This is a genomic window from Syntrophomonas wolfei subsp. wolfei str. Goettingen G311 (genome assembly GCF_000014725.1).
GTDB lineage: Bacteria > Bacillota > Syntrophomonadia > Syntrophomonadales > Syntrophomonadaceae > Syntrophomonas > Syntrophomonas wolfei.
In genome coordinates, this window is the sequence record NC_008346.1 from 1902621 (window position 1) to 1926076 (window position 23456).

Here is a 23456-nt window from a genome sequence, read left to right on the forward strand (position 1 = left end):
AGCACTTAGATGCTATTAAATAACTTATTTGAACAAATACAGTGTTTGCAGGGTATAACCCTTAAACCCTAATCATTAGGAATATTTACAACTATGCCAAGCCCATGGAGTTTTCTCCATCTTAAGTTACTTGCTTTTGGTGACAATGACTCATTTTGTAATAATTCTTAAAGCATTAAAAATTAATATACACTAGGTTTATTTATGATTCCTTCGATGATATAGGGTGATCTCCTCAGCACAGCAACCATAAAAATGTTTCCATCCCATCTAAACTTATTTCCATCCCCATTTACTGTTTAATAATAGATATAAAAAGAAAGGTACCCCTATAAGGGCAGTTAAAATCCCCAGCGGAATCTCCATACTGGCCAGCAAACGAGCCAGGTCATCAACTAATAGTAAATAGGCACCGCCCAGTAAAATAGATGCCGGTAGCAATACCCGATAATTCGGACCGACAATCATTCGAGCTAAATGTGGTATTACCAGCCCTACCCAGCCGATTAGACCGCTAATGGAAACTGATGCTGCCGTCATCAGGGTACAGCAGATAATTACCACGGTTTTCATTAACATAGTATTAATACCTAGTACCCGGGCCTCTTCCTCCCCCATAGCCAGGACGTTAAGACGCCAGCGTAAGAGATAAAGCAAAATCCCTCCTAAGAGTATAGGAGTTAATACCATATATACATCCCGTGGAGTAATCGAAGCCAAACTTCCCATAAGCCAAAAGGTTATAGCTGGCAGCTTATCGTAGGGGTCCGCAATAAATTTGATACAGGAGATGGCAGCCGTAAACAGCGACCCAATCATAACACCGGAAAGAACCAGAGCCAGCATAGGGTCATGCCGAATCCGCAGGCTAATTCCGTAGGTTAAACCAACTGCCAGTAAGCCGCCCACAAATGCCATCATTTGAATTCCCATCATACTAAACGAAAAATATATGGCCAGAGCAGCCCCGAAACCGGCACCGGCTGAAGCTCCCAGTATATCCGGTGAAACCAAAGGATTTTTAAACATTCCCTGGTAGGCTGCTCCAGCAGTAGATAAGGCTGCACCCACCAATATGGCAGCAAAAATACGAGGTAAGCGTACTTGAAATATTACAGTTTCAACGGTAGCATTCCAAGTCGGCTCCAAGGGCAATACGCGGGCGGCTAACACCTCCAGTAACTGTCCTGGAGGTACCGGGTATCGCCCTAGTGCGAAGGAAAGGATAAAAACAAGCATGAGCGTAATTAATAAGATAATAAGCTTCCAGCCAGAACCTCTTTTCGTTTCCATCTCTACAATTTTATGTTTAGTAGCTGCCTCCACCTGTAGTCCCCCTTCATAGCTTATAACCTGGTATGGGGATAATTATGGATTCCCCGGAATGCTGTTTTACTTTGACAAAGGAATACAAATTTATATGGTTATGAGAAAAATGATTCATCAGTGACTTTATTTACTGCAATATCGGTTACTGTTTATTCTCTTTACTTATTACACTGGCCCCCATTTCCTGCAGGTAGCGCTGCATCAGAGGCATTCGATTATAAACAGAACACCTCTCATTGATGATTATGAGCCTCATCTTCAGGATTGGTTTTGCTTTCCTCTTTCCTGTTGGATACCATTACCCCCAAATGCAAAGTAAATTAGCAGGTCAGATATTTCCAAATTAAACTAAATTGCATAGATATATATCATTGTAGAATGAGCATTTTCCCCTACAACCTGACCTTTCATCACATTCTGCACATCCTGTTTTACAGTTATCATTAACATAACTTCTGTAAGCTGAGAAATGTTTCTGCCAGATATCCTTGAAACAAAGATCTTTTAAGTTGTACGTAAAATTACTGTTGTTACAAAATGAACAGGGCATAACCTCCATGGATTCGCTCACATAAACCGAGAAGAAACCGCATTCGCAGCTGTCTACAAGATCCGTATCAACACCGGTTGCCTTCATCAAAACAGGAACAAAGCAAGCATCAAAACCAAGTTTTAGTTTAGTTAAAGGGGCATCAACCATGTCCAAAAATTCCCTTAAATATTTCTGCGATTTAATCACATCACTTTTGTCCGCTCTTCCAGCAGCTTTGTAAGTCAAAAATATCACAGAATTGAAGTCCTTCAGGTATTCGTCGTATTTTCCTTTCAAGAGTTTAATTGCCTCTATGAGGGTTCTCTCTGAAATAACATAGTGGATATTGGTTCGAATTTTTTCTTCTTTAAGCTGTACCCCCAGCTCGCGAAGTTCTTCAAGGGACAGGTTATCCCTATAGGGATCCCACGAGACAGCAACTGCCCCACAGTACTTCTTGCTTGCTTCCATGTTTTTCTGGTTAAAATACTTGCCACAGGTTGTGTAATTAGGTATTATGCCGTATTCTTCTCTTGTAACATGTAGTATTTCATTAAAATCAGGGTGGAGGAGAGGTTCACCCCCTCCAAGTGCTACTTGAAATATGCTTCCATATTCTTTGCTTGTTAGTTGACCAAGGATGAATTTGTAATCTGCTACTGTCATGAATATCCCTTCCTCATTACTGGCACGATAGCAGTATTCACATCCATTGGTACAGTAGTTGGATATGGATATATCTGCAAGTTCAGGCCATGGAGCCATATAGGGATCTTCTGCGATACTGTCTCCCCAGCGAAATGTTACACCTGTCTCTGGAATGCAAACGAAGTTGTATCCTTTAAAGTGTTTTCTTATCATTTTTATACCTTACATCCTCCTCGTTCACATTGCGGTTTAGTTGTCTGAGTTGCTCCAACTCCCAAAATATCATTGCTTTCTCCCTTTACCACCACCCAGTTTATTACAGCCCACATTTCATCATCTGATAATTCACTAAAATCCGACTTTGATATTTCCTCCGGATCGCTATCATCCGCCAAAAACTGAGATTTACCAAGGGGGAAATCCTTGATTGTGAAGGAATATTCCTGGTTTCCAATTATGGTTTTATATCCTTCTTCGCCCATCTTCTTCTTTAAAAATTCTAATAATTGTACCCACCCTGTTTTTCCGTTTTCTTTAAAACGTTTTATTTTGGCATCAATTATCTCTTCCTTTACAGTTAACACGAAACTTGCTGAACTACTGTTGGTCACAAAATCGCACCTGATCTTCACAATAATACCTCCTCATGTTTTATTACTCCATATTCAATCCATTTCAGCAGTATAATTCAGGCACCACCCACCCGATATATTGCAGTACCTAAAAAAACGACTCTTATTCCTCATCACTCAAGGCGTATTTATAGAATTCTTTTAAGCATCGGAAGAAACTGCGGAGCAGTTTCAACACACCGCTGCAACGAGGCGCTGGATTTCATTTTACTTTTTCTTTCCCGGGTCAACCTTGGGTCCGCCACCCAGGATTTCTTGAGCCTCTTCTACGTTCATGGAATAGTTGAAAAAGTGTTTGTAAAATTGAATTAATTCTTCTTCCAGATTCAGGTTTTTAAAGGCCTCCGGGTGAAAGGTTTTGGCAGCCCAGAGGAGCATAAGCGGTTGCTCGGAAGTGCGATTACCCCAAATATGGGCGCCTACAGGTGTGGGAAAAACTTGCTTGCTTTTAACGGCACTTACTTCTTTAAAGCGACTATCATTGCAGAGTAAATTCACCTGGTCAGGAGAACTAACTATAATTACCTGAGGATCCCACTTAAGCAATTGCTCCACTGAGAACTCTATATTTTCCGATACGCGAACTTCCTTGGTAACACTCTTTCCCCCTGCTTGACTCACCCACCATTCGGTAATGGTATGAGGTGCAGTCATACTCTGAATGTTACAATGCAACACCCGGGGTCGTTTATCCTCGGGGATGCTATCAACGACCTTGCTCACGCGGGCAATAGTATCGTCAAAATATTTGCTGTACTCCTGGGCCCGTGTCTCCTGATTTAATACCTCTCCGATCATATTTATAGCCTGCTTTACCTCGTCAGGCTCGGTCCATACCAGGCAAACCGTAGGTAGCCCAGCGTTAGTCAATACTTCAGCTATCTGTTCACAACTACCGCGGGCTTCCATAGTGAAAACCACATCCGGCTTCAGTTTCAGCATTTCTTCGACATTAGGCTGAAAATCACTGGTTTGAACCATCGGCTGTTCGCTTATGTTAGGAGCAAATTTATGCTGGTACTTCCAACGTTCTGAACGAGCAAAATCGGGGAGACCATTGACGATCTTGCCTCCCTCACCCACTGCAAAAATAAGACTATTCAGTACCGGTCCAGGTCCTATCGTAGCCAAACTGTGAATCTCTGCCGGAAGGGTTACCTCCCGGCCTGCCATGTCGACAATTGTCCGAGTAGTAGCAGTTGTATCAGCCGCCTTTTCCTTTCCGCAGCCCGTGATAAGCATGCCACTGATGATCAGCAGGGCAAGCATCGCCAGAATTACAAGCTCCTTCTTTTTCATATATCTTCCTCCTATCTCAAAGTATCTTATTTCAGCGAGGTCTTTCATCAGCACCTCCTTTCCGTAAATTTCATAACAGACCTCGTCTCGCTTTTATGAGGGTGATTCTATGAACAACGGGGAAATAAAAGCCAGCATCGAAAAGTTGATGCTGGCTTTATCCTCATCTTCAGGCAGGAAACAGCTCTTCCTGCTTATGTTAATCTCCTGAGTTTGTTAGCCAACATGACTAACCCTCAGAAAGGATGTTCCATATCTTCTTTCCAAATACGGGAGGCACAGCCGTTTACAGCTATACCCTGGGGAGCGTTTGATGCTCCTTTCGTCCAATTATCCGTGGCTTAAAGCTATAGGATAAAAGGCTCGAAGACATTAACTATTAAATTCTCCGGAAAATATGAAAATTTAAGGTTCACTAAACGCTAAGGTTTTAGCATTCAAATCATTTAATTAACTGATGTTAGTTTTAGTTTGTTTTTTATTACACCGGGCTTTATTTCTGTCCGTTTTTGTTGGTTGATGTTGATATTTGTTTAATTCTATAAAAATAAAGCTATTCCTGCTGAGCGAATAACTTTTTAATTAAAACTATGTATTTACAATAAGGCATTTATGGATTCGGGATTCTGCTAAGGGGAATTCTGTTTGCAGGCCAGGGGAAAACAGGCCCGCAGTAGAGCCATTCTTTAATTTGGATTTTTCAAGTAATTATCCAGGGATAGTTTAGAAATGAATTGTCAGGATCACTCCTGGGGCAGGGTAAAGTAAAAAACAGTCCCGCAACCTGTACTGCTTTCCACCCAAATTTTGCCTTGCTGGGCTTCAACATAGCCCCTGGCTATGGCCAGGCCTAGTCCCATTCCACCTTCACGGCGATTTCGGCTGTCATCGACTCGATAAAAACGTTCAAATACATGGGGCAGGTTTTCAGGGGGAATACCCCGGCCATTATCAGCCACTGCGAATTGCAGGTGATTTCTATGCTGCTTAATAGACAGGGTAACCTGGCCTCCTTGCTCTACATGCTGCATGGCATTGGACAATAGGTTCAAGAGTATCTGCAAGAGCCGGTCACGGTCAGCATAGATTTCCGTGATAGCGCTGTCAATATCAATACTATAGGAAATACCCTTATCCTGCATGGCAAGACTGACCGGGGTTAAATGTTCCAAAAGTTCGCTTAGCGGAAAGCGGCTAAGATTCAAGGATACAGCCCGGTTTTCCACCAGGGACAGGTTATCGAGTTCTTTTACCAGGTGCGAAAGCCGTATAACTTCATCCTGCAAGAGAGCAATGTTTTCAACATCCAGCGGAATAGAACCCGTTTGCATTCCTTCCAGCTGTCCCCGTAAAAATGTCAGGGGGGTTCGTAATTCATGTGATATATCAGCAGTTAACCGGCGCCGGTTCTTTTCGACATCATCCAACTTTTGCGCCATTAGATTGAAATCCCGCCCCAGTTCCATAAATTCACGATCACCTTGCAAACTAAGCCTTTCATCGAGCTGTCCATTGGCCAGCTGGTGAATAGCAGTTGATAAAGCGGCTAAAGGGGAGCTGATGCGCTTACCCAGTACTAAGCCCAATATCAAGGCAATAAGGCCTATAAAAATTGCCAATATTACTGTATTTATGGTGAGTCTGGCGACAAATTGATTCTCCAGTGAAGACAGGCCCGAACCCAGCGGGCTGATTATATATAAAGTGGCCCGGGGTTGATTATCAATTAGGAGTTCCCTTGAACTAAGATGAAGTGAATCCAGTTTGGCCGGCTGTCCGGTGAGTAAGCCCTGGGTATCTGCTACCACTATATTATTGGCATCGGCAACTATCAGCCGTTGTCCCTGCCTTATTCCCATTCCCATAGGCATTGAGCCGTGGCGGCGTCGCCCCGTAGCGTTACCACTCCCCGTGGTATTAGCTTGCAGATATTCCTGTAAGCCGCTGCTGCCATACTGTGAATAGTAATCGCTTATGATTGGAGCCCATTGATCGAGCATGACCTGGTTATAGTTATCGATATATGTGGAAAACTGCTGCCTGGTCATGAGCAGCATAATCAGGCTGGTAGCTATAACTGCCAATACGGAAACAATGATAAAGCTAGCAGTAATTTTATTGGCCAAACCCGATTTTGTCATTTTAACCCCCATCTCGCCGCTATCGCTGGCAATACAACAGTAATGAAAATATTTTTCACGTTATTATTCCTCTGCAACTAATTTATAGCCAATGCCATAAACTGTTTTTATGCTGATTTCGCTTTTCCCGGTCGCTTCGATTTTATGGCGCAAATTACTGATATGAGTATCGATAGTTCTTTCATAACCCTCGTAGATATCACCAAATACGCGTTCTAAAATATGCAGGCGGGAAAAAACCTGCCCTGGATTCTCCGCCAACAGCAAAAGGATTTTAAATTCTGTTGGGGTTAAAGCTAAAAGAGTATCTCCTATTAAAGCCTCCAACCTCTCTGGATTAATAGATAGATTGGAAATGCTTACATTAGTAACCTGCTCATGGGGACGACTGCGCCGCAGCACAGCTTTAATCCGAAGAGCAAGTTCCCGGGGTGAGAATGGTTTGGTAATATAATCATCGGCTCCCAGCTCCAGGCCCAATAATTTGTCAACTTCATCCACCCGGGCAGTTAAAACTATGATCGGGGTATTATTTTTCTGCCGGATCTTTTTCATTACTTCCCAGCCTGACAAACCAGGCAACATAAGATCCAGGACAATTAAATCCGGTTTTATATCCTGCCAAATCTGCAGAGCTTCAAGACCGTCAGCCGCCAGGGCTACCCTAAAACCCTCCTGACGAAGATGCTTGGACAGCATATCGCGGATCTTTTTTTCATCCTCTACCAGCAGAATAAGTGAATCCATCTGATCTATTCCCCTTTAACCAGCTTACTATCTACTGATATAGTATAACATCTTGAATTTAAGATTGATTCTATTGCAAAAAGTCATAAATATTATTTTGCTTGTATATACCGCTCAGCAACCTTAAAAGCGACCGAAGGGAGCATCAGGAGTGCCTGCAGGGTGCGTCCTTAATAGCGAGCGGAGCATCAGGCACGACAGGGCGCTATGTATGGGTAACACCAGCAGCTTATCTCGCGGCTCAAGGGGTTTTTGCAGTGGAGACAAGATTATATAAGTAAGGGTACCCCATCCAGGGTACCCTATAGGCAATATATGTTGTTGCTTATTTATTAGCGGGTGCAGCATAGGGACAGTTGGCTTGATTTTGTCCACAACCTGCTCCCCGGCCTTGTCCCTGACCAAATCCCTGCATATGCCCCCTGCCCTGGCCCCGCTGATTGCCATTCCTTGGGCCAACCGCCGTTCTTTCCACATTTGCTTTAATTTTATCAGCCATGTTATTCAAACAGGCTTGATATTGCTCTCCACTAATCTTATTATCAGCTTTCAATTCATCCAGGACTGCTGTGCGCTCAGCTATAACTTTATCAATTACTGCCTGTTCACTTACTCCCTTGGATTCGGCAATAGCCGCTAAAGACTTCCCTTCTACCCGTTGACTGCGGATATCGGCAACACTCAATCCGGTTAAGTCAGAAACTACCTGGAGAGCTGTCTGGGCCTTTTGCTGACCCGCCGCATTTCCCTGACGCAAACCTGCCTGCCCATTAGTACCATTGGCTGCCGATACACTGGCAACCATCCCTACCAACAATAGTAGGGATAAAGCTAGAATTGAAACTTTAGACAACCTCTTTTTCATAATCCTTCCTCCAATCAAATAAATTATTTTGAACTCTGGCTATATAATACCGGGCAATTATTATGATAATTTCAATAAAGTATGGAGAAATTGTTAAGATTAAGCCTGGACGATATCTTTCTTTAAGCATCGGAAGAAACTGCGGAGCTGTTTCAACACAGCGCTGCAACTAGGCGGGGGATTAGAACCCGGCGCCTGTTTTGTTAATAGGCGACCGCTTAGCGGGGGACATATTTCACCTCGTTATAAAATAAAGGTCTGTTGGAGAAACGGTAATGGAGCCGGAAGAGGAGTTGAGATGGTTTCATTGTTTTAATATTGTTCAAGAATTTCCTCATTTATAGTAAACCCCAGGCGAAGCTGCTCACGCCAGAAGGAAATCTGCCGGTTGTTTTGTTCCAGTCTTTTTAAAAGGAGCTTTTCCTCGGAGGTAGTGCTATGAAGTCTAAACATACCCCCGTTTTTCATAACTACCCGTCTATCAGCCAGCAAGGCCAACATCGGATCATGGGTAACCAGTACCACTATTTTATTCTGCAAAGCCAATCCTTTTAGGGCCGCTAAACGGTCGATGCCGGCATTTTCAAGCTCATCGAGCAAAACCACCGGCGCATCACTGATTAGCGCTACATCAGCTACCATCAAAGCGCGTGATTGACCGCCGCTTAGTACGGTAAGCTTGACCTGGCTGCTTATAGGTTCACCGCTCAGTCGGTTAGCGTAACTTAATACTTGTTCCACCAGCATCTCTGCTTGTTCCAGATGACGGCTGCAGGCATGCAAATGGAGAAAATCCTTGACGCTCATATCCATAACAAAATTCATGTTCTGGGAGACTTCTGCCGCCATTCCCCGCAGCACCCTATCCTCCGCAAACTCGCCGGCCGGCATCTGGTTAATGAGGATACGGCGCTGTGACGGAGTCTCACCATCAGCCCATTGTTCAATATCAGCAATAAGCATGCTCTTGCCCGAACCAGTTGTCCCCACCACCGCGAGAATCTCTCCCGCCCTTATATTAAGAAGCGGGATGACCTCTGCTGCGCCGTTTTTATCTTTTCCTCCCACTACGCTAATAGAATCAATCATTTTTAATGCATTCCTCAAGTCTATTTTCAATCATTGTTGTTGTGCTAAGTACCGGATTAGCGTACCACCGCGTCTAAACCTTATTTGACTCCACTGCAAAAGCCCCTTTTTGTTGTATAAGGGATGAATAAATATATAAAACGCTGGCGAAGGTGAAAGCGGGCGTCGAAGACCGCCCTTACAATGCTTTGCAGTCGCTATTATGGTTGTTGAGCCTGATTCGGAACGACACGGGGATCGTTCCCTACATACCCTTCGGTCGCTTTTAAGGGAGTTGAGCGATATATTTATACAAGCCAATGAATATTAATAACTTTTTGCAGTGGAGTCAATATTAAAACTTTCCAAAATCAAGCTTCTTCACATTCCCCATCTGATAGCTGCTGCCAATCATGGTTTCTCCCGTACAATAGGAGCAAATGGCCGCAGGCATGGAACAGCGCAATTCCTGACCTTCAATCCGCTTTACGGAGGCGCTTTCCATTATGATTTTCTTTAGTTTCAGGCTACCCTGCCCGTTAAGCCCGTTGACTGATAGCACAGCAGCATCCGGGTTTACCATTTCCACTCGCTGCCGGAATACCTCTCGTTCTGCCTGGGATACAACATCCCCTTTGCTTATAAGCACAACGTCAGCCGTGCTTAACATCGGTCCTACCTTTTGCGGGGTGTCAATTCCACTCAGATTATCGATTACGCAAATTGATAGACAGCCCTGTATAGCAGGGGCACAGCGATGACAAAGGCCAGCTGTCTCCAGGATTAAGACCTCAGTTCCATAATAACTACCCCAGGCGTAAATCTCCTCCAGGTTGGCCACAAAAAAGTGATCCGGACATAAATATTCGCTTAAACCGACTGCCACCGGGATACCCAGAGCCCGATAATTCTTATCATCAGAAGTCTTAAGACAGTCGATTTTGCAAGCCGCTACTTTAATCCCGTCCTTAAGCAAATGCCTGATAGCATGAATCATTACGGCCGTTTTCCCCGCTGAGGGGGGGCCGGAAACAATAATAAAACGCAATAAATATACCTGCTTTCATTACTGCTCTAAAGCGGTCGCTTTTAAAAATTCATCCCAACCTTTCCATATTAAATGGAGGTCATCTTTTTGCAGCACATCCGGTATTTCACCGGATACTGCCGGAATAAATCCCTGCAGAGTAAAAAACTCCTGTACTGTCGGAGATAAAATATAATCCACTATTTTCCCTACCAGCTCACCTTTGCCTTTACCAACAGCAATAACCAGCGGCATGCAGAAGGAACCTTCCTTAATCCACATAATAGCGGTATTGTTTAAACGTGAGAACCTAGAAAAGGCGATATTAACCATTCCATAGTGGTATTCGCCCTGATCAACGGCATTAACTACCTCAATCGGGCTACCCTGAAAAACACAATTAGTCACAAATTTCTCGTAGCTATCAGGATAAAGTGTCTTCATTGTTCCCACAAGCACCCGGGAAATAGTTCTCTGGCGATCAGGTATTCTAATCTTACCGGAATAGACCGGATCCTGAAAATCCTGCCAGCTTACCGGGCGCTTTTCTCCCGCCAGTTCTTTGTTATAAATAACCCCAAAAGGAATAATAGTAAATGGATGAAAATAGGCCTGTTCGTGTTTGAACCCCAACTTTTGCAGGCTTTCAGCCAGAGGTAAACCGGGAATTGTGTCAAAAGCGGCAGTGATCTCTGGCGCGGATAAACGGCCAAAATCGGTGGCATGCCCAATATATAAAGCCGGTGGCCGGTCTTCCCTGACACTGGACAATAAGCTATCCTCGCTGCCCAGGCGGTGCGGTTCATCATAGACTTCAAATTCGCTGCCGGGATATTCTCTCTGGATGAATTCACTTATCAACCCGGAAAACGCCCGGCTAATATTCATGGGACAATGTAATATAAGCTTCTCCAATGCACACCTCTCCTTTACCTGTTCTGGTCCACATGGCCCCCTATTCCGCCTCGTTATAGATGTTTATGTATTTCAAGCCAACTTCCCTTATCTCCAGGAGCATCTGACATAACTCTAAAACTGGGGATTCCTACCTCTATGGCCAGGGCCTCCATTTCCTCCAGGGAGAGTCTTTTCCCCCCTTTTCTCTCCAGTGTGTTCTTGCGTTCCCCGGTTAAACGTTTCCTCATCGTCCAGGGGACATAACGGCCCAGTCCCCCACCAACCAGAGCAGTTCCGCCTACTTTCAACACCCGGTAGACTTCCGCCAATCCTTTGGCTTTATCCTTCCAGAACCAGAGTGAGCCCCGGCTGATGATAAAATCAGCAAAGTTATCCGCCAGGGGAAGCCCCTGGCAAATATCAGCTTCTACGAAAAACACCTCATTATCGATATCAGCCTCGGCCACGCTACGCCGGGCAAAATCCAGGGCCTCTGCCTCGATATCAATATAATAAATGTCCATACGAGTAATCTTGGCGATTTCGCTACCCACATAACCATTACCAGTTCCAATATCCAGGCAAATACCGCTGTCCAAAGCATAATCGTCCACACATTGCTGGGCCAGCAGGGGATAAATGGGCAGCAAAGCGTTGTAGGAAGACTTACCCTCCGAGGTTTTCAGCATTTTTTTACCTCCCTCAATAATTTCATAATCGGAAGAAACTGCGGAGCAGTTTCAACACAGTGCTGCAATGAATTGCTACTTGCCACCGGAGTCCTTTAACAGAAAAGTTATATCCTCATCCGTAAGATCATAATGATAAAACTTTTGGTAAAACTCCCGGGTTTCTTTAGCTATATCGTAAGCATATACCTCGGGATAAAGCAAGTTCCCCAGCCATTTCAGACCCAGTATACGATTTACCGAAGGCGGACGATCAAACCAATTAAAGGGACCACTGGGCACCATATAGACTTTTTGGTCCTGTACGGCCTTTATGTTCTGCCACTTGCTATCACTAAATATTTCTTTAAAACACTGTCCCCAGCAAATAATCAGGTCGGGGTTCCATAACAGTACTTGTTCATGGGAAACCTGGGTCATGCCGCGCTCCCCTTTGGCAATTACATCAGCCACATTAACTCCACCCACCATATCCAAAACCTCGGTATGGCGGGAGCCACAAGGATCAGTCTCCAAGCCGCTGGCACCCTCGGCATAATACACCCGCACTCGCTTATCCTCAGCAATATTTTTGCTTTTGGCTTGCACCTGTTTTACCGTTTCCCGGCAATAGCTGCCCAGTAATTCAGCTTGTTTTTCCATATTTAGAAGCTTGCCGGTAAAATCATAAGTTTCATCCATTTTAGTAAGATCGCCATTTACCATAACAACTGGGATGTTGACCTGTTTTTGAATATCGTCGGCTTGAGATTTGCTCATATCATTAATATCACCCATATAGAGAATCAAATCCGGCCCTATTTTTAATAATTCCTCGGTATTGCAGGTAGTTTTAGCCATCCAACCACCCAGGTTGGGCAATTCATGGTACTGGGGAAGGATAAACTTTCTCTCCGCCTCTCCCAGGTAGTAGTTCCAGGCAATTAACAACTCGGGATCCATGGTATAAAGCAAGATAGTCCCCGGCGGGTTGGTGGAAAACACCTTTTTGATTTGTTTGGGTACACTAACTTCCCGTCCCGCCATATCCACAACTGTACGCATACCGGGCTCTGCTGGCACCACTGTTTCCTGCGTCTTTTCTTTGTTGCAGCCAGCCAAACCAGAAGACAGCAGCAAAGCCAGTATGCTCAGAAAGATTATATAGCTTCGCTTTCTTTTCAACTTTATTCCTCCTCTCCATAAGTCAGTGACGATTCTCTGACTCGCCATGACTCACCGGGTCCCTCCGCTCTATCATAAATCACGCATAGACCATACCAGGCCCATTCTGCGATAATGCGCCTGACAGGACCAGACCTAATATAGCCGAAGGGGTAGCGTTTAACGACTCCGTTTCTGTTGACCCGGAGCCCGCAAGCACTACCCCTAACCTGGGAGTTCCATTGTGACACGGGGACGGGGTTATTGGCAACTTCGTCCTTCTGCGTCTAAACCCTATTTCTTAACTAACCACCCATGGCCACAACCTTAATAGTAACATCCGCAGGGTGGAACACCAGGAGTACCCGCAGGGTAAGGGCTACAAGCACCGATGAAAAGTGAGTTAGTAGGCGCTTATGCAGTCTTCCTTATTACAATCCACAGGCCGGCCTCATCCTGTATTATTTCAAAAGAGGAAATACCGGCCTGTTCCAATTCCTCCCGGTAGGTCTCAACCTTTCCTTTACCGATACGCTGCCGCCTCTTTTCCTTCCATTCCGGATCCTTCTCCAGCATTTTCTTCTCTATTTCCCGCAATAACTCCACATTGCCAAAGCCACCGCCAATCATAGCCATTCCACCTGCAGCCAGTACCCGGTAAATCTCCCGGAAAGCCTGGACCCGGTTCTCCCAAAAAAACATGGAACCCCGGCTTACTGCCAGATTGATGCTTTCGTCCGCCAGGGGGATCTCATGCACATCCCCCAGCAATGTTTTAACCCTGCTTTCCAGGCCGCTTTGGTCAATGTACTCCTGGGCCAGCTTCAACATATCCTGGGATTCATCAAACAGTATTGTTTCCAATTCCGAAATACTAGCCAGAGCCAGTCCCAGGTACCCACCCCCACAACCAAGATCCAAACAACAGCCTTTGCTTATTCCACTCCGCTCTATAATCTGTTCGGCCAGAACGGGATAAACCGGTGCGAAAATCTCCCTGGCCACCTGGTCAAATTCAACAGCGTTAATTTCCACGTTTATCTCCCCTTAGTAATTAATTACCTGCCCCGGCTCTTTCCAGGCTATAAACCCACCGCTAGCCAATAACCCCGTATAGTTATTTCCAGCTCCAGTGCATTGTTGGTTTGCTAAAAGAACGATTAATGACGGCAGGATTATAGTCGCTCCGGTAAAATTCTTGGTAGAAGCGCCGGCTTTCCTCCTCTATATCGAAATGGTAAATCTCCGGGTGCAGGAGATTGGCCATATTCATAAGTCCCAATATCCAACGGGGATTACCAAAATCCCAGCTGGGAGAAGGATGCAAGAAAACTCTGCTATCCCGAACCGCAGGTATATCGATAGCATTTTCTGCACAGGACTGGAAAAAACTCCTCACCGGTGCAGATATAAAAGCGGAAATAAAAACTACCTCGGGATTAAGCGCCATAAGCTCAGCCGGAGTAAGAGTCTCCCCAGGGCGTCCATCGATATCTATTTCCTTATTAACGCTATACCCTCCGGCCAATTCCACCATCTGGTTTTCAAAACGTTCTCCTTTGATACAAAATAATGGCTTGCCCATGCAGTAATAAACGCGCGGTAAGCGTTTTATATGGGGATACCCCGCTTTGATAAGGGCTATTTTTTCTTCCATATAGCCAGCCAGGGTTTCTGCCTGCAGGCTGCGTCCAACCATCTGCCCATAACGACGCAGCAGTGCCAGATAGGATTGTGGATTTTGCATCTGGTGATGTAGTTCCGGCAGGTGCTGTTCCTTGAGTACCTCTTCCCAGACCTTTACTACCTCATGTTTATCCTCAACCCCCAGGGCAATGAGAATAGCTTGAATCATCTCCAGGGCGCGGGTGAAAGGGTAGCCTCCCTGAAAACCTCCTTCCTGGTAGGGGTCAGCAGGAGCACCGTTACTTATAGGCGAAAGCTGTCCACAATGAGGGCATACTCCAGCAGCTTCGTGAATTTCCTTAAGATTCTTCAGCTTAGCTCCCATAGGTCCATAAAAATCGCGGTGGTATAAAATGGTATTACACTGGGGACAAGGAGTATCCAGGTAACGAGTGCCAGGTGAATTAAAGAGGTAAACATGGGGCAGCTGCTGCTTTACTTCCGGCAAAAATTCCTCCGCTTCCTGAATGGAAATCTCCCGCTCGGGGTCGGCATCTTCGAAGGGGATAAAGCGCATCAACTGCAGGGGAATATCTGTTGAAATGCCGGCAATTATTTGGGCCAACTGCAACAGTTCCTCCTGATTGTCGCGCTCCAGTATACAGGACACTTCCACATGAACCCCGTTATCATGAAGGGTTTTCAGGTTACGCAAAACTGGTGCGGCACTGCTTCCGCCACAACGCCGGTAACTCTCATCGCAGAGACCTTTACTGCCAATATTAATAAAATCCAGATAAGGTATGATACTGGCTAAAGACTGTTCACTAAAATAAGTGTTGGAGGAGCAGCCGACCAGCAGGCCGGCCTCTTTAGCCGCCTGAGCCAGGCGGCTAAAGGTAAAAAAGGAAGCCAGGGGATCATTAATCAGAAATGCAATCCCCAGGCATTCCTGTTTTCGGGCCATTGCAACCACTTCATCCGGTTGCAGGTAGCGCAAAGCCTGGCTACCTGCTTCCAACTCTTTTACTATAACTGTGGAGATACACCCGGAACAGCTGAAATTACAGCCGGCGGTACTGACCTGCAGAAACTTGCTGCCCGGGTAATAATGCAGCATAGGCATAGTTTCAATCGAAATCGGGGTGGTTATCAGGTAGCGGTTGGGGTAACGTTCTACTATTTCATTTCCCTGATTGAGATAAATCCCGCAAGCTCCGCTTCTACCCTCAGGAATCTTACAAAACCTCTCGCAAATCATACACTTCACTTAAACAGGCCTCCTCATGATAATCCACCAATCAACTTTATGCTGTAGAATTTCGGATACAATATATATCTCCTTGTTCAAAGCTTAATTGTAAAACTCTCCGGATGTAATAGCGTAGTACTTACTTGCCTCCTGCATCCTTAAGCAGGGAAGTCAACTCTTCATCCGTCAGGTCATAATGGTAGAATTTTTTATAAAATTCTTTTGTTTCTTTGGCCATATCATATTTATATATATCGGGGTAAAGCAGATTGCCCAGCCATTTAATACCCAGTATGCGATTGGCCGAAGGAGGACGATCAAACCAGTTAAAGGGACCACTAGGTACCGCATAGACATTTTTGTTCTGAACCGCAGCAATGCCTTTCCATTTGGGATCAGTCATTATTTTGTCAAAATAACCACCTTGAGTCCTGTTCCAGCTTATAATCACATCAGGATTCCAGGAAAGAACCTGTTCCAATGAAACCGGGGTCATGCCCATGCCGCCTTTCATGGACACCTCAGCCACATTTACTCCCCCTACCATTTCTAAAACTTCCGTGTGCCGTGACATCCTGGGGTCAGTTTCCAGCCCGGCGGCACCTTCAGCATAGTACACTTTCAAGCGTTTTTCCGCGGCTATGGTTTTTGATTTGTTTTGAGCATCGCTTATTGCTTTCTGGCAGTAAGCCGCCAATTCCTGGGCTTTTTTCTCCCTGTTTAACAGTTTACCGGCAAATTCATAGGTCTTATCAAATTGCGCCAGTTCACCATTAATAATGATAACTGGAATACCAATCTGTTCCTGTATCTCGTCGGCCTGGGAAACCGCCATTTCGTCTATTACACCTACGGATATAATAATATCGGGATTGATTTTTAACAGCTCTTCGGTATTGCAGGTAGCCTTGGCATACCATCCCCCTAAATTAGGCAAGCTGTGCAATTCAGGCAATATATATTCTTTTTCACCTTCGCGCAATTCATAGTTCCAGCCAATTAACAATTCGGGATCCAGGGTATACAGCAGAATGGTTCCTACCGGGCTGGTAGAGAAAACCTTCTTTATCTCAGTAGGTATGGTATGCTCCCGTTGGGCATCATCAACAATAGTACGTACAGTAGGTTCGGTTGGTGTGACTGTTTCCGGTGCCTTCTCTTTGCTGCAACCGGCCAGGCAACAGCTAAGTACCAGTGCCAATATGGTCAGCAATACCACAATATTTCTTGTTCTTTTCAACTTTATTCCTCCTCTTCACTCTTTTCTTGCATTTAGAAAACAAATTGTTGGCAACAACTGATTTCATGCCGAAGTATAGTAAATCTCTGTTCCCCTGGTAATGTGATTAACTCCCGCTCCAGCATTTGAAAATATCCCTAATTTTTTGTTTCACCTCCACTCCCAGAAAATTAAATCTTCGGTTCTCCGCTAAGGATTTCTTTGACCTGTTCCTCGTTCAAGGTTTTACTGTAAAACTTCTTATAATAATCTATAATCTCTTGCTCTAAATTCAGATCTTTAAAGGTTTCTGGGTAGAAGGTTTTGGCTGCCCACATAATCGCCAAAGGTTGTTCCGCAGTACGGTGAGCCCAAACATGAGCTCCCATCGGAGTGGGATAAACTCGTTTGTTGGCTACTGCGCTAATTTTTTGGAAGCGAGGATCTTCATTGATTAATTTCAAATCCTCCGGAGTGCTAACAACAATTACTTCCGGATCCCATTTCAACAAATGCTCCATAGAAAAGGCTAATTGCTGCCCACCCCGGTCAGCTTTGGCCACGCTTTGCCCTCCCGCTGTTTCAATCCACCAATCGGATATTTCATGGGGTGCGGTCATACTCTGCATATTGGCATACAAAACCCGAGGTCTTTTTTCTTGGGGTATAGCCGATACTGCTTTACCTATCCCTGCTACCGTTTCATCAAAGTATTTTATATATTCACTGGCCAGAGTTTCTTTGTTGAGTACTTTCCCTACCAAAGCAATGGTCTGCTTTACATCCTCGGGTTCAGTCCAGGATAAAAACACAGCATTCATATTGGCATTATCAATGGATGCAGCCATCTGTTCATCCATAGTAAACACAACATCCGGTTCCAATTTTACCAATTCCTCTATATTAGGTTCTGTTCGCGATTCCTGAATAGTAGGCATATTGGCTAAATGGGGCGCAAACACTGTCTGGTATTTCCAACGTTCGCTCTTAGCAAATCCAGGTAATCCGTTGACTATTTTATCTCCCTCTCCCATAGTAAAAATAAAGGTGTTGATTACTGGTACCGGTCCAACCGCCGCTATACGGTTAATTTCTACCGGAAGAGTCACCTCTCGGTCTGCCATATCAACAATCAACCGGGTAGTCGGGGTTGTATCCGCCGCTTTTTCCTTGCCGCAGCCTGCTATAATCATGCAACCGATGAGTAACAGGGTAACTATTGCCAAAGTAAAACCGATATATTTCTTTTTCATGTTTTCTCCTCCCTTTCATCAAAATATTTGAAAAACAGAATAGTCAAATGCAAATGCCTTCATTATAATATCCTCAATAATAAGTTTATTTTGGATTTTGGGTGGGAAGCCCAGTCTATAATATGTATAGACTTTAATTATCTTTTCGGGGATAAAGGGTTATCTTATCCGCACAACGGCCGTAAAAGTGATAACCAGCCCCGGCCTCACCCAAAATATCCAGGAGTTGGTCGGCATCAGTTACCAGAACACCTCCTACAGAACTAACACCCCGATCAAACAAAGGCCCGGGCAATATACTAGCCGATGGCCCCACTACTATGAATTCAGCATCTGGCCGTGCGGCCTTAAGGAGTTCTTCCAGACTATCGTTAATCAAAGTGGTTCCGGTGCTGATAATTATATCCGCCCAGGGCAATGTCTCCGCCGCCTTTTCCGGGGGGCAAAAATAAGGTATTTCTTCGGGTTTCAAGGTAGAGATATCCATCTCCAGAACACGGTAGGATACCTCCCCGGTTTTTAACTTTTTTAGCAGGGGACCCAGGGCCCCGACTACAGCAACATTTTTATCTCGGGAAAAAACCATATCCAAAGGGTCCGTGTTTCGTTTGATTACATAATCCTGAGGTGGATCATTTACCCAGGAAGTAGCAGATAGGGCACTTAAAATAGCAATAGACAGGGCTTTTTTCAATGCCGTATCTCCTTCCCGAATGGCTTCCTCTGCTATTTCCAAAGCTCGACGACCTTTTAACATGCCTGCGCGGGGCATGCGCCCGGTAGAACTGGAACAGCAAACAGCATCGGGCATCACCTTAATTGGGGTGGCGCAAATTCCTCCCTGGCCGTTGCTCAGTTTTACTCCGGTAAAAAAGACACCGATAACCACCCGTTCAATGGTCAACTCGTACACCGACTCTCCCAATAATACTTTTAACTGATTTAACACCTCCTCCAAAATAGATTCCTGCCGCTTAACGATCATATTCATTTCCTTCCGCCTTTCTAGAACTGCATCGTTAAAAAACATAAACATCAGCAATTTGTCCCTGGGATAATCCTTTTTCTAAATCCTTTATCCATATATAACCATGGGCCTGGGAAATAGCGCCGGTTTGCGCCGGATTTTCTGGAGCAGCCGTTTTAGCCCTGATAAAACCTTCCCGTTTTTCTAGTTGCACCAATAAATGAGTGAAGAGGGATGGGCGCATGTCAAAATCGACTACAGCCGTAATCATATCTGTCTCCTCGCAAGCTGTCAGACGATGCCATAGTTTTTCCACTACTATCTTAAAAAGGATTACTGGAGCAATAGGATGTCCCGGCAAACCAAAAACCGGTTTTCCCATACATTCACCTACAATTAAAGGCCGGCCAGGTCTAATACTTACCCCTTGAATAAAAACCCCTTCGCCAGGCAGACTATTGATAGCCTGGGCTGTAAAATCCCGAATACCCACCGAACAGCCTCCCGAAATCAAGACCATATCGGCGCATTTTACCGCATTTTCCAGCTCCTTCCGGTATAATTCCCCATCGTCTTTGACCAATACCCGCCGGACCACCTCGCCCCCAGCCCTGGTAATGAAAGCTTGCAAAGCGTAGGAATTGCTATCTCTTATCTGTCCAACAGCAGGTTCCTGTCCGATATCCACCAGTTCATCCCCGGTAGAAATAATAGCGAAACGGGGCCGGGCAAAAACCTTCACCCGATAGATGCCGGCAGCAACCAGGGCAGCAACATGACGGGGATTTAGTTTTTCTCCCTGTTTGATGATGACTTGACCAGTCTTTAAGTCATCACCCTGCAGGATAATACGCTCTCCGGCAATAACCGGTTTGAATAATAGAACAGAATTATTCTCTTGAATTTTTGTCTGCTCCACCATGATAACTGCATCAGCACCGGCTGGAATCATACTACCGGTAGAAACATAGGCACATTGTCCTTCTTTAACTTCCATATTGGCCTTTTCTCCAGGGGGAACTTCTCCTAAAAAACTCAGTAATACCGGGGTTTCATTACCAGCCGTCTGAGTATTGTCAGCCAGTACGGCATAGCCATCACACATGGATCGGGAGAATTCTGGAACATTGCCCGGAGAGAGAACATCCTCAGCCATTATCCGGTCAACAGCCTCCCAAACATCTACTTCTACATGCTCCAGCGGGAGTTCTCTAAATTTCTTCCAGATAAGTTCATTGGCTGCTTCAAGCGAAAGCATATTCGTTTCTCCTTTCCATTGATTGCATGGGTTGTAACGTGAAGTTCCTGGAAGGGATACAAACCCGCAATTCCTGATTCATGCGATTTTTGACCGTTACGATATCTACATCTATCCCGTATAGTGTTTTTAATCTTTCCGCAGTTATGGTTTCACCCGGAGTACCACTATGCAGTATTTTTCCTTCATTCAATAGCACCGCCCGGTTGGAATAGATGAAAGCATGCTCGGGAAAATGACAGGACATTAAAACCGCTATATTCATTCCTGCCAACTGCTTAACATGGCTCAAAACCTTGATTTGATTACCAAAATCCAGACTGGCAGTGGGCTCGTCCATAATGAGTATCCTGGGTTCCTGCGCCAGAGCGCGGGCAATCAGAACCAACTGCCTTTCCCCGCCGCTTATCTCCGTGTAAACGCGGTCACGCAGGTAGGAGATATTCAACATATCCAAAGCCCGTTCAGCGATTTTTACATCTTGGGGTGAGGGTGAAGAAAATGGCTTGATATGGGCTGTCCGTCCCATCAAAACCACATCCAACACCTCAAAAGGAAAGGGCGGGGTATGCATCTGCGGAATATAGCCAATTACCCTGGCAATCTGAGCAGAAGTCCAATTCTTGATGTTCTTTCCGTCTAATAAAATCTCCCCTCCTTGAACTGGTAAAAGACCCAGTATGGTTTTTATTAGAGTAGTTTTTCCACAACCATTGGCCCCTAAAAGGCCAACTACTTCCCCCACTTTAAGTCTGAGAGAAATACTGTCAACTACTCTCCTTTGCCCGTATCCACAGCTCAAGTTCCTAAATTCCAATTCCATTTCAATACCCCCAAATCTATTTCCATCCCCATTTACTGTTCAATAGCAGATATAAAAAGAACGGTACCCCTATAAGTGCCGTTAAGATTCCCAACGGGATCTCCATACTGGCCAGCAGGCGGGCCAGGTCATCAACCAGCAATAAATAAGCACCACCCAACAAAATAGAAGCCGGCAACAGTACCCGGTAGTTGGGGCCGACAATCATTCGTGCCAAATGTGGTATAACAAGACCTACCCAGCCAATCATGCCGCTTATCGATACAGCTGCTGCCGTCATCAAAGTACAGCAGATAATAACTATGGTTTTCATTACGCCAGTATTGATGCCCAGTACCCGAGCCTCTTCTTCCCCCATAGCCAGAACATTGAGGCGCCAGCGCAAAAGATAAAGCAGAATACAGCCGAAGAGTATTGGAGTTAATGCCATATATACATCTCGTGAAGTAATTGAAGCCAAACTTCCCATAAGCCAGAAGGTTATAGCCGGAAGCTTGTCATAGGGGTCGGCAATATATTTAATACAGGAGATGGCAGCACTGAACAGGGAGCCAATCATAATACCTGACAGAACCAAAGCCAGCATAGGATCATGGCGAATCCGCAGGCTAATCCCGTAGGTTAAGCCAACTGCCAGTAAGCCGCCCACAAATGCCATCAATTGAATTCCCAGCATACTAAATGAGAAGTATATGGCCAGAGCAGCTCCGAAACCAGCACCGGCTGAAGCTCCTAGTATATCCGGTGAAACCAGAGGGTTTTTAAACATTCCCTGGTAGGCTGCTCCGGCAGTAGATAATGCCGCCCCCACCAATATGGCAGCAAAAATACGGGGTAAGCGTACTTGAAATATTACCGTCTCCACAGTGGCATTCCAGTGAGCCTCTAAAGGAAATACCCGTGAGGCCAATACCTCCAATAACTGTCCCGGTGGTACCGGATATCGACCCAGAGCAAAGGAAAGGATAAAAATGAGTATGAGCGTAGATAATAAAATAAGGATTTTCCAGCCAGCATCTCTTTGTGATTTTACTTCGGCGATTTTTTCTTTGATAATTGTTTCCACCTGTAACCCCTTTCAATAGTGCCTATATTCAGTTGGCCCATTCTATATTAAATTCACTTCATTGCTGTTTAAGATGGCAGAAAAAAACCAGCATTGAGAGTTGATGCTGGTTTTGTATATATTAAGGTAAATCCAATCTCTCAATTTATAATACCCTGACGATAGTAGCAGTAACTGCTAACTCTATAGCCGGATATATCATATCTTTTTCTATATATGGGTAATACAGCCTATACGGGAAATACAGCCGTTTTTTCAGCTATTCCCTAGGGATTGATTAAACAAATCCCTTCATCTATCCATCTCGGATTAAGTCTTAAGGATAAAGGGCCAGCAACATTAACGTATGGGCTTGGTAGTATGCATTGCTTCAGTTTACTTTAGTTTTGTTCAATTTGTTTTTTGTCCAATTTTATTTTATTTCCTGTTGGTTCTTGTTTGTCTATGTTGATATTTGATTAATTCTATAATGATTTATATATTCCTGCCGAAGAATAAATAATTTTTATGGTTAAAACTGCACAATTAGGAGGTAATTACATTATCAACCAATGCCTGGTGCTTGAATTAACTCCTGGAATCAATCTGAAGATACTATGGTTTTATTCAGGAGGGATTAATCGTGTTGGGAAGGAGGGCAAGATATGTACAAGGTGAAGATTATCAAACAGAAACTTTTAAGCATCGGAAGAAACGGCCGAGCAGTTTCAACACAGCGCTGCAACGAAGCGGGGGATTAGAACCTGCTACCTGTTTTGTTAATAGAAACCCAACCGCTTAAAGCAGCGGGGGACATATTTCACCTCGTTATATTATCCTACTTCAACTCATACAGCAGATTCTCATTCAATGATAAGAGCCACGCTTGTAAATACCCGAATAAAAGAAGGGGACATAAGAATGTCCCCGATTAGTTAAAGTATCATATGAAAATATCTCAATCGTTGTGTTGGTTAGACAACCGCTTTCCGAAAA

At 44.6% G+C, this 23456-nt stretch carries 20 protein-coding genes and 1 riboswitch; all 20 genes read right to left on the minus strand.

The window, feature by feature from the left end; all coding sequences use genetic code 11:
* Positions 1-276: 276 nt before the first annotated feature.
* Positions 277-1326 (minus strand): FecCD family ABC transporter permease, encoded by a 1050-nt coding sequence (locus SWOL_RS08665; protein WP_011641072.1) that lies wholly within the window; start codon positions 1324-1326, stop codon positions 277-279.
* A 346-nt stretch (positions 1327-1672) separates the two neighbouring features.
* Complete coding sequence (locus SWOL_RS08670; RefSeq protein ID WP_011641073.1) at positions 1673-2722, minus strand: radical SAM protein; 1050 nt, start codon at positions 2720-2722, stop codon at positions 1673-1675.
* Positions 2723-2724: 2 nt separating this feature from the next.
* On the minus strand, positions 2725-3141 hold the full coding sequence (locus SWOL_RS08675; RefSeq protein ID WP_041427492.1) for a hypothetical protein: 417 nt from the start codon (positions 3139-3141) through the stop codon (positions 2725-2727).
* A gap of 207 nt (positions 3142-3348) precedes the next feature.
* The gene (locus tag SWOL_RS08680; RefSeq protein WP_011641075.1) at positions 3349-4440 is read right to left on the minus strand and encodes an ABC transporter substrate-binding protein; all 1092 of its coding nucleotides are present in this window, start codon (positions 4438-4440) and stop codon (positions 3349-3351) included.
* Between the two features lie 240 nt (positions 4441-4680).
* Positions 4681-4821: riboswitch (molybdenum cofactor riboswitch) on the minus strand.
* Between the two features lie 362 nt (positions 4822-5183).
* Complete coding sequence (locus SWOL_RS13630) at positions 5184-6581, minus strand: sensor histidine kinase (RefSeq protein ID WP_011641076.1); 1398 nt, start codon at positions 6579-6581, stop codon at positions 5184-5186.
* 63 nt (positions 6582-6644) lie between these two features.
* Complete coding sequence (locus tag SWOL_RS08690) at positions 6645-7328, minus strand: response regulator transcription factor (protein WP_011641077.1); 684 nt, start codon at positions 7326-7328, stop codon at positions 6645-6647.
* 325 nt (positions 7329-7653) lie between these two features.
* Positions 7654-8193 (minus strand): hypothetical protein, encoded by a 540-nt coding sequence (locus tag SWOL_RS08695; RefSeq protein WP_011641078.1) that lies wholly within the window; start codon positions 8191-8193, stop codon positions 7654-7656.
* 312 nt (positions 8194-8505) lie between these two features.
* Positions 8506-9282 (minus strand): ATP-binding cassette domain-containing protein, encoded by a 777-nt coding sequence (locus SWOL_RS08700; protein ID WP_011641079.1) that lies wholly within the window; start codon positions 9280-9282, stop codon positions 8506-8508.
* A gap of 334 nt (positions 9283-9616) precedes the next feature.
* A complete protein-coding gene (locus tag SWOL_RS08705; protein ID WP_011641080.1) occupies positions 9617-10309 on the minus strand; it encodes a GTP-binding protein in 693 nt (230 codons plus the stop codon).
* An 18-nt stretch (positions 10310-10327) separates the two neighbouring features.
* A complete protein-coding gene (locus SWOL_RS08710) occupies positions 10328-11203 on the minus strand; it encodes an ABC transporter substrate-binding protein (protein ID WP_011641081.1) in 876 nt (291 codons plus the stop codon).
* Positions 11204-11256: 53 nt separating this feature from the next.
* Positions 11257-11874, minus strand: coding sequence for a class I SAM-dependent methyltransferase (locus SWOL_RS08715; RefSeq protein ID WP_011641082.1), 618 nt, complete (start codon positions 11872-11874; stop codon positions 11257-11259).
* Positions 11875-11949: 75 nt separating this feature from the next.
* Positions 11950-13038, minus strand: coding sequence for an ABC transporter substrate-binding protein (locus tag SWOL_RS08720; protein ID WP_041427493.1), 1089 nt, complete (start codon positions 13036-13038; stop codon positions 11950-11952).
* Positions 13039-13431: 393 nt separating this feature from the next.
* A complete protein-coding gene (locus SWOL_RS08725) occupies positions 13432-14052 on the minus strand; it encodes a class I SAM-dependent methyltransferase (RefSeq protein WP_011641084.1) in 621 nt (206 codons plus the stop codon).
* Positions 14053-14134: 82 nt separating this feature from the next.
* On the minus strand, positions 14135-15904 hold the full coding sequence (locus tag SWOL_RS08730; protein WP_242649398.1) for a radical SAM protein: 1770 nt from the start codon (positions 15902-15904) through the stop codon (positions 14135-14137).
* 130 nt (positions 15905-16034) lie between these two features.
* Positions 16035-17135 (minus strand): ABC transporter substrate-binding protein, encoded by a 1101-nt coding sequence (locus tag SWOL_RS08735; protein WP_011641086.1) that lies wholly within the window; start codon positions 17133-17135, stop codon positions 16035-16037.
* Between the two features lie 170 nt (positions 17136-17305).
* On the minus strand, positions 17306-18367 hold the full coding sequence (locus SWOL_RS08740; RefSeq protein WP_011641087.1) for an ABC transporter substrate-binding protein: 1062 nt from the start codon (positions 18365-18367) through the stop codon (positions 17306-17308).
* A 133-nt stretch (positions 18368-18500) separates the two neighbouring features.
* Positions 18501-19397: a DUF364 domain-containing protein gene (locus tag SWOL_RS08745; protein ID WP_207635279.1), complete on the minus strand. Its 897-nt coding sequence runs from the start codon at positions 19395-19397 to the stop codon at positions 18501-18503.
* Positions 19387-20592 (minus strand): molybdopterin molybdotransferase MoeA, encoded by a 1206-nt coding sequence (locus tag SWOL_RS08750; RefSeq protein ID WP_011641089.1) that lies wholly within the window; start codon positions 20590-20592, stop codon positions 19387-19389. The genes SWOL_RS08745 and SWOL_RS08750 overlap by 11 nt, the downstream gene beginning before the upstream one ends.
* A complete protein-coding gene (locus SWOL_RS08755; protein WP_011641090.1) occupies positions 20579-21415 on the minus strand; it encodes an ABC transporter ATP-binding protein in 837 nt (278 codons plus the stop codon). The genes SWOL_RS08750 and SWOL_RS08755 overlap by 14 nt, the downstream gene beginning before the upstream one ends.
* A gap of 16 nt (positions 21416-21431) precedes the next feature.
* A complete protein-coding gene (locus SWOL_RS08760; RefSeq protein WP_011641091.1) occupies positions 21432-22481 on the minus strand; it encodes a FecCD family ABC transporter permease in 1050 nt (349 codons plus the stop codon).
* Between the last annotated feature and the right edge of the window lie 975 nt (positions 22482-23456).

What these genes read in the sequence shown, in the direction of transcription:
- SWOL_RS08670 (WP_011641073.1), bottom strand. Translation starts at nt 2,722, where the DNA reads ATGATAAGAAAACACTTTAAAGGATACAACTTCGTTTGCATTCCAGAG.
- SWOL_RS08680 (WP_011641075.1), bottom strand. Translation starts at nt 4,440, where the DNA reads ATGAAAAAGAAGGAGCTTGTAATTCTGGCGATGCTTGCCCTGCTGATC.
- SWOL_RS13630 (WP_011641076.1), bottom strand. Translation starts at nt 6,581, where the DNA reads ATGACAAAATCGGGTTTGGCCAATAAAATTACTGCTAGCTTTATCATT.
- SWOL_RS08690 (WP_011641077.1), bottom strand. Translation starts at nt 7,328, where the DNA reads ATGGATTCACTTATTCTGCTGGTAGAGGATGAAAAAAAGATCCGCGAT.
- SWOL_RS08695 (WP_011641078.1), bottom strand. Translation starts at nt 8,193, where the DNA reads ATGAAAAAGAGGTTGTCTAAAGTTTCAATTCTAGCTTTATCCCTACTA.
- SWOL_RS08700 (WP_011641079.1), bottom strand. Translation starts at nt 9,282, where the DNA reads ATGATTGATTCTATTAGCGTAGTGGGAGGAAAAGATAAAAACGGCGCA.
- SWOL_RS08715 (WP_011641082.1), bottom strand. Translation starts at nt 11,874, where the DNA reads ATGCTGAAAACCTCGGAGGGTAAGTCTTCCTACAACGCTTTGCTGCCC.
- SWOL_RS08730 (WP_242649398.1), bottom strand. Translation starts at nt 15,904, where the DNA reads ATGATTTGCGAGAGGTTTTGTAAGATTCCTGAGGGTAGAAGCGGAGCT.
- SWOL_RS08740 (WP_011641087.1), bottom strand. Translation starts at nt 18,367, where the DNA reads ATGAAAAAGAAATATATCGGTTTTACTTTGGCAATAGTTACCCTGTTA.
- SWOL_RS08745 (WP_207635279.1), bottom strand. Translation starts at nt 19,397, where the DNA reads ATGTTTTTTAACGATGCAGTTCTAGAAAGGCGGAAGGAAATGAATATG.
- SWOL_RS08750 (WP_011641089.1), bottom strand. Translation starts at nt 20,592, where the DNA reads ATGCTTTCGCTTGAAGCAGCCAATGAACTTATCTGGAAGAAATTTAGA.
- SWOL_RS08755 (WP_011641090.1), bottom strand. Translation starts at nt 21,415, where the DNA reads ATGGAATTGGAATTTAGGAACTTGAGCTGTGGATACGGGCAAAGGAGA.